8 protein-coding genes are annotated in these 6,110 nt (G+C 71.0%); 2 read left to right on the top strand and 6 right to left on the bottom strand.

The window, feature by feature from the left end:
- Positions 1 to 131: 131 nt before the first annotated feature.
- The 3 genes from AC0699_RS38995 to AC0699_RS38985 form a co-directional block, all read right to left on the bottom strand.
- Positions 132 to 839 (bottom strand): hypothetical protein, encoded by a 708-nt coding sequence (locus AC0699_RS38995; protein ID WP_478671162.1) that lies wholly within the window; start codon positions 837 to 839, stop codon positions 132 to 134.
- A 269-nt stretch (positions 840 to 1,108) separates the two neighbouring features.
- A complete protein-coding gene (locus AC0699_RS38990) occupies positions 1,109 to 1,348 on the bottom strand; it encodes a chaplin (protein WP_478671157.1) in 240 nt (79 codons plus the stop codon).
- A gap of 166 nt (positions 1,349 to 1,514) precedes the next feature.
- Positions 1,515 to 1,754, bottom strand: a complete 240-nt coding sequence (locus AC0699_RS38985; protein WP_478671172.1) for a chaplin — start codon at positions 1,752 to 1,754, stop codon at positions 1,515 to 1,517.
- A 274-nt stretch (positions 1,755 to 2,028) separates the two neighbouring features.
- Between AC0699_RS38985 and AC0699_RS38980 the strand changes: the two genes are divergently transcribed.
- A complete protein-coding gene (locus AC0699_RS38980) occupies positions 2,029 to 3,267 on the top strand; it encodes a glycosyltransferase (RefSeq protein WP_478671152.1) in 1,239 nt (412 codons plus the stop codon).
- Positions 3,268 to 3,488: 221 nt separating this feature from the next.
- Here the strand turns inward: AC0699_RS38980 and AC0699_RS38975 are convergent, their stop codons facing one another.
- The 3 genes from AC0699_RS38975 to AC0699_RS38965 form a co-directional block, all read right to left on the bottom strand.
- Positions 3,489 to 4,376: a chaplin gene (locus AC0699_RS38975; protein WP_478671147.1), complete on the bottom strand. Its 888-nt coding sequence runs from the start codon at positions 4,374 to 4,376 to the stop codon at positions 3,489 to 3,491.
- Positions 4,377 to 4,486: 110 nt separating this feature from the next.
- Positions 4,487 to 4,744, bottom strand: a complete 258-nt coding sequence (locus AC0699_RS38970; RefSeq protein WP_478671142.1) for a chaplin — start codon at positions 4,742 to 4,744, stop codon at positions 4,487 to 4,489.
- Between the two features lie 149 nt (positions 4,745 to 4,893).
- Entirely contained in the window at positions 4,894 to 5,304 is a 411-nt protein-coding gene (locus AC0699_RS38965) for a rodlin (RefSeq protein ID WP_478671168.1), read from the bottom strand.
- Positions 5,305 to 5,591: 287 nt separating this feature from the next.
- Here AC0699_RS38965 and AC0699_RS38960 point away from each other — a divergent pair, with 287 nt between their 5' ends.
- On the top strand, positions 5,592 to 6,002 hold the full coding sequence (locus AC0699_RS38960; protein WP_478671137.1) for a rodlin: 411 nt from the start codon (positions 5,592 to 5,594) through the stop codon (positions 6,000 to 6,002).
- The last annotated feature ends 108 nt before the right edge of the window (positions 6,003 to 6,110 follow it).

The raw sequence follows: 6,110 nt of genomic DNA, 5'->3' as shown, positions 1-6,110 counted from the left end.
CCCCCCCCCCCCCCCCCCCCCCCCCCCCCTCCCCCCCCCCCCCCCCCCCCCCCCCCCCCCCCCCCCCCCCCCCCCCCCCCCCCCCCCCCCCCCCCACGACCGTCGAGCGGTGACGCTGAGGTGGGCCCGGCTCAGCTCTCGGGGAGCGCCGGCGCCACGGACTGCGCGTCCTCCTGGGCAGGCTGCAGCTTCGGGAGGGCCGGCAGCCCGACGAGGTTCGCCTCCGGGAGGCCTTCGCCCAGCAGCGTGGCCGCGACGAGATTGACGACACCCTCCACGGCCGCGGGCAGTGCGTCGGCAACCGCCGTGGCATCACCCGACGTGGAGGCCGCGACGAGCGCGTCCACCCGTTGCTGCAGCGCCGTCAGCGCGCCCTCCACCACGTCCGCCCGGGCCATGGCGGCGAGCACACTCGCCTCGGGCTGCTGCGGAGCCTGCGGCTTCGGAGCAGCCGGAGTCTGCGGGGTCTGCGTCGACGGCATCGAGGGCGTCGTCGGCGTCGTCGCGGGGTCTGCGGCCGCTGCTCTGGCCGCGGCGATGGCCGTCTTGATGGCGTCGGCGTGCTTCGTCGCGTCCGCGGCGGCGAGCCGGCCGTTGTCGGCGGCCAGAACAGCCTTGAGCAGATCGGTGACGGGGACCACCACGCCACCGAAGTTGTCCAGCACTGTGACCTGCGCGAGGACCGTCTCGGCGCCGGGGACCGGAGCGTCGGCCGTGTCCTCGGCGGCGACGGCCCGCGGAACCTCCTCCTGAACCGCCATCGCGGGACCCGCGGCCCCCAGAAGGAGGGCGAGGGAGAGGGCGGTCGTAGTGATGGGTCGCGATGCCAGAGCACGCATGAGAATCCCTTCCGGTGATTGACGGATCTTGGAATCACCGTGCGAGGGCCGGATACCGAACGCAACCGAACGACTGCGTACCGTGCCGGGGTCGATGGGTGCCTGGTTCACGCTTCGGAGTGTTTCCACTGGTGAGGACTTGATCACCGGGCGTGTCGCGCGATGGGGTTCCGCACCCGCCATACGAGGGAGCCGTACCGGACAGAGCGAAAAGGCCGCTCTCCCCACCATGGCGGGGAGAGCGGCCCGGGGAACGCCGTGAAGGGCGGTCAGTCGGTGGCGCAGGCGTTGCCGAAGGCCGGGTTCAGCAGGCCGACCACGTCGACGGTGTTGCCACAGAGGTTGACCGGGACGTGGGTGGGAAGCTGGACGACGTTGCCCGAGAGCACGCCCGGCGACTGCGCCGCCGCGCCCATCGCACCGCTGTCGGCGGTGGCGATTCCGGCGGTGCCCGCAACAGCGGCAGCAGCGAGGGTGGACAGGACGAAAGCCTTCGCGGTACGCGACATGGAGAAGCACTCCTTGGTCAAATGGTCAGTGGCCGTGCGTGACTGCCCGGTCCAAAAGTTCAACGGCAGCGTGGACTGCCAGGTTGTGCGGCCGATGGAGTGAATACCGGTCGCCCGATATGAATGCCGGCGTCCGGCGGCGGGGCGCCGCCGGACGCCGTGCATGTCATTCGGTGACGCAGGCGTTGCCCAACGCCGGGTTCAGCAGGCCGATCACACTGGCGGTGTTGCCGCACAGGTTGACCGGCACGTGGGGGGGAACCTGGACCGCATTGCCCGAAGCGACACCGGGCGAGCCCTCGGCGACGCCGGACGCGCCGCTGTCGGCGACAGCCATTCCCGCGCCGCCCATGACCAGGGCAGCGCCCGCGCCCGCAAAAACAACCGACTTGGCGATTCGCTTCATCATTACTTCCTTCCGGGTTACCGATGAGGCGCAACCATCAACGAGGACACGCGAACTCCGGACACGGACGAACACCAAAAGGATTAATCCGGCCCGATCCGGCCCGTACGGCCGCCAAAGAAAAGGAGCTAGAGTCACCACTCGCCCCCAACACGCAAAGAGCACACGACGAAACCCGTTCGCCGGCCCGTTCATCTGAATACCCTTGGATATGAATCGGAATCCACGATCTGAGCAGCCTGCTGAGTTCCGGCCCTATCCGGATCGTTTTCCGATGCGTGCCGAACCACAATTCGTTCCGGCTCGGCACGGTATCGAGCGCGTCCGGGACACGGCGCCGGCCGGGTCGTCCCTGCCGCACCCCGACCCGGGCCGTCCGGCCGTGCTCCACGTCGTGCAGCCCGTCGACGGCGGGGTCCCCCGAGTCGTCAGGGATCTGGTGACCGACCAGGTCCGCACCGGCCTTCGGGCGGCCGTGGCCTGCCCCGACGGCGGTGTGCTCGCGGACGCCGCACGCGCGGTCGGCGCCGATGTCCACCGGTGGCGGGCCGGGCGAGCGGCCGGACCTCTGCTGCTCCACGAGGTACGGCAGCTCGCCGGGATCCTGGCGCGGGTACGCCCGCAGGTCGTGCACGCACACGGCGCCAAGGCGGGGCTGGCCGCCCGGCTCGCCGTGCGCGGCCGGACCCCCACCGTGTTCCAGCCGCACACCTGGTCCTTCGAGGCGGCCGACGGCATCGCCGTCCGGCTCGCGCGCCGCTGGGAACGGTACGGCGCACGCTGGGCGGACCAGGTCGTCTGTGCCAGTGAGGCGGAGCAGCGCACGGCCGCGCGGGCGGGCATCGACGCTCGCTGGACCGTCATCCCCAACGGTGTGGACACCGAGCGGTTCCGGCCCGCCCCTGAGGACCGGCCACGGGCCCTGCCGCCGCTGGTCGCCGACCTGCCCGAGTCCGCGCCGCTCGTGGTGTGCGTGGGGCGGCTGTGCCGGCAGAAGGGCCAGGACGTGCTGCTCAAGGCGTGGGAGTACGTCCTGCGCAGACTGCCCAACGCCTGTCTCGCCCTGGTCGGCGACGGACCCGAGGCCGCCACCCTGTGCGTGGACGCGCCCGCGTCCGTACGCTTCGCCGGCGCCGAACGGGACGCGGCGCCCTGGTACCGGGCGGCCGACCTGGTCGTCGTCCCGTCCCGCTGGGAGGGCATGGCGCTGACCCCGCTGGAGGCCATGGCCTGCGGCCGGTCCGTCGTCGTCACCGATGTCGGCGGGGCCCGGGAAAGCCTGCCTCCGGGGCAGGCACTGTTCTGTCTGACGCCTCCTCAGGATCCGTACGCGCTGGCCACGGCCGTCGGAGATCTGCTGCTCAACGCGCCCCTGCGCGCCGCGCTGGGCCGTCAGGGCCACCAGCACGTCCTGTCCGCCCATGACGTACGGCACACCGCGGGCGCGATCGCGGACGTGTACCGCGACGTGGCGGGCGTACGACCCGGGAGCGGGAAGCCGATCGGCCAGTAGCACGGGCCGGCCGTCGGAGCCGGGCCGGCCGTCGGCACGGTCCGGGGGCGCGCACGTCGTGCCCGGCCGCGCGGCCCGCGGGGCTGCGGCGGGTTCCCAGCACCGCGAGGGTCCGGTGTGCCGTGCGGACAACTGAAGAACGGCCGGACAACGCACCACGGCCGGGAGAGTCCGATGAGGAGACTCTCCCGGCCGGGAATCAGGCGGGGATACGGGGTCGCTCAGCGCCGCGCGGCAGCCGTCCCGCGCCGGTACAGCAGGGCGCCACCGGCCAGCAGGCCCACTGCGGCCGCCCCGGCAGCCAGCATGCCCTCGTCGCTGCCGGTCTGAGCCAGCTGGTCGGAGGTGCTGGACGAGTCGACGGGCGTGTGCACGACGGGCACCACGGTCCCCGGCAGTTCCGGAACCTCCGGCACCTCAGGGGTGTTCGGCATGGTCGGGGTGTTCGGGGTCGTCGGGGTGTCCGGCGTGGTCGGCGTGTCCGGCGTGGTCGGCGTGTCCGGCGTGGTCGGCGTGTCCGGCGTCGTCGGGGTATCCGGCGTCGTCGGGGTGTCCGGGGTGTCGGGGGTGTCCGGCGTATCCGGGGTGTCCGGCGTATCCGGGGTGTCGGGCGTATCCGGGGTGTCGGGCGTATCCGGGGTGTCCGGCGTCGTCGGCGGCTCCACCTCGCCGGTGGCGCAGTTGTTGCCGAGAGCCGGGTTGAGCAGGCCAACCACGTCGACGGTGTTCCCGCAGGCGTTGACCGGGACGCTCACCGGGGCCTGGACGACGTTGCCGGAGGCGACACCCGGTGAACCCACGGCCGAACCCACGGCGGTGGCACCGGACCCGCCTCCCGCCGTTTCGCCCGCGCCGGCGCCGGCGCCGGCGCCGGCGGCACAGCTGTTGCCGAACGCCGGATTGAGCACCCCGATGACATTCAGGGAATTGCCACACACATTGACCGGCACGTCCACGGGTGCCTGGACGTTGTTTCCCGACAGCACGCCGGGGGAGCCCGCGGCCTCCGCTTCGGCCTGGGAGTCGGCACTGGCGTACACACTGCTCAGGGACAGAATACTTGTGGCCGCCGCGGCCGTCAGAATTCCCTTGCTGATGACCTGTCGCATCTCTTGTTCTTCCCGCTTTCGCTTCGCGAGCCGGTCCTGGGGGTGCCGGGCGGCACGCCCCAGGACCGGCGGAAAACGACCCTTCAGGGGCTGTATGCGAGGACTGACGGTCAGTCACTCACACAGACGTTGCCGAACGCAGGGTTCAGCAGGCCAATGAGGTTGACGGAGTTGCCGCACGCATTGACCGGAATGTGCAGGGGGAGCTGGACAACGTTCCCGGACAGCACTCCCGGCGAACCGGCTGCGACGCCGTACGTCCCGGTGTCCGCGAGGGCGGGCGAGGCCATGCCCACGGCCATCACCAGCCCCGCCAGCACCGTCGTGGTCTTCAACTTCATCTCGGATTCCTTCTGTTCGACGGTCATGTCAGCGTCATGGCAATGCACCAGGCAATGCCACTGACGCCGTACCAACGAGCCGTGTCCCGCCGAAGAAACCCTTTGGCTATTCAGACTCCGCGCATTCACTCGGATGCCCGGCAGACCACTCCCAGGAATCGGGGTGGAAACTGAAGTCAGCCGTTGTTCTGGCCGTTGCTGGACAGCACCGGAATGTCGGACAGGATGTGCGACAGCGCCTCGTCGCCCTTGGCCTGGGTCGAGTTCTCCGAGCACTGCTGGTCCTGCGGGCTGGCGAGGACGTTGACGTCCTGGACACCGACCGGCACGAGACCGACCAGCGAACCGGCGTTGGCCTTGGCGGGCAGGCCGATGCAGGGCTTGTTCAGCGAACCCTGGACGAGGGACAGCTGCGGGCTCATGGCACCGTACGTGGCCGAGTTCCCGTACACCTGAGAGGCGCCGACGCCGCTGGCGGTCGTGGTGCCCGTGTCGTTGCCGGTGGCCAGAGCCTGGGGCGCGGCTGCGGCCGAGGCACCGATTACGGAGGCCGTGATGGCCGCTGTGGCCATCACCTTCTTGATCATCACTTGCTTGCCTTTCTGCAGGAACACTCGAGCTCGTCTGCGCACCGACTCAAACTGAGCGGCAATCGTTTGGTTTCGGAACTTCACCCGAACAGCCCTCATCGCACCGCTGTCGGATCGAGAAAACCGGCTGGATCGGCAAAGAGAATTCCGAGCGGCCGCAGCCACGTTCCCCACCGCCCTTTGGAGTGAAGCGGAAGAACCAACTCCGGAGGGTCCGAGTTGGTCAGGAGGCTCCGAGAACGGGCTCTCTCGGTCCTCTCTCACCTCCCAGAAAGGGATCAGTCGTGATCAAGAAGGCTATGGCGGCTGCCGCCGTCACCGCGTCCATCGTCGGCGCCTCGGCCGCGGCGGCTCCGCAGGCCCTGGCCATCGGCAACGACACGGGCACCACGAGCGCCAGCGGCGTCGGTGCGTCGCAGATGTTCGGGAACTCGGCCACGTACGGCGCCATGAGCCCGCAGATGGCGCTCATCCAGGGTTCGCTGAACAAGCCCTGCATCGCCCTGCCCGCCAAGGCCAGCGCCGGTTCCCTCGTGGGCCTCGTGCCGGTCGGTGTCCAGGACATCAACGTCCTCGCCAGCCCGCAGAACCAGCAGTGCTCGGAGAACTCGACCCAGGCCAAGGGCGACGAGGCGCTCTCGCACATCCTGGACGACATCCCGGTGCTCTCCGGCAACGGCCAGAACAACGGCTGACCGTCCCCGTACACCCCGGGGGGGGGGGGGGGGGGGGGGGGGGGGGGGGGGGGGGGGGGGGGGGGGGGGGGGGGGGGGGGGGGGGGGGGGGGGGGGGGGGGGGGGGGG

Source organism: Streptomyces sp. NPDC043870 (assembly GCF_056435785.1).
This window is presented reverse-complemented; position numbering and strand designations above follow the sequence as displayed.

Excerpts from the sequence above, each read along its gene's own strand:
- AC0699_RS38995 (WP_478671162.1), bottom strand. The coding sequence starts at position 839 with ATGCGTGCTCTGGCATCGCGACCCATCACTACGACCGCCCTCTCCCTC.
- AC0699_RS38990 (WP_478671157.1), bottom strand. The coding sequence starts at position 1,348 with ATGTCGCGTACCGCGAAGGCTTTCGTCCTGTCCACCCTCGCTGCTGCC.
- AC0699_RS38985 (WP_478671172.1), bottom strand. The coding sequence starts at position 1,754 with ATGAAGCGAATCGCCAAGTCGGTTGTTTTTGCGGGCGCGGGCGCTGCC.
- AC0699_RS38980 (WP_478671152.1), top strand. The coding sequence starts at position 2,029 with ATGCGTGCCGAACCACAATTCGTTCCGGCTCGGCACGGTATCGAGCGC.
- AC0699_RS38975 (WP_478671147.1), bottom strand. The coding sequence starts at position 4,376 with ATGCGACAGGTCATCAGCAAGGGAATTCTGACGGCCGCGGCGGCCACA.
- AC0699_RS38970 (WP_478671142.1), bottom strand. The coding sequence starts at position 4,744 with ATGACCGTCGAACAGAAGGAATCCGAGATGAAGTTGAAGACCACGACG.
- AC0699_RS38965 (WP_478671168.1), bottom strand. The coding sequence starts at position 5,304 with ATGATCAAGAAGGTGATGGCCACAGCGGCCATCACGGCCTCCGTAATC.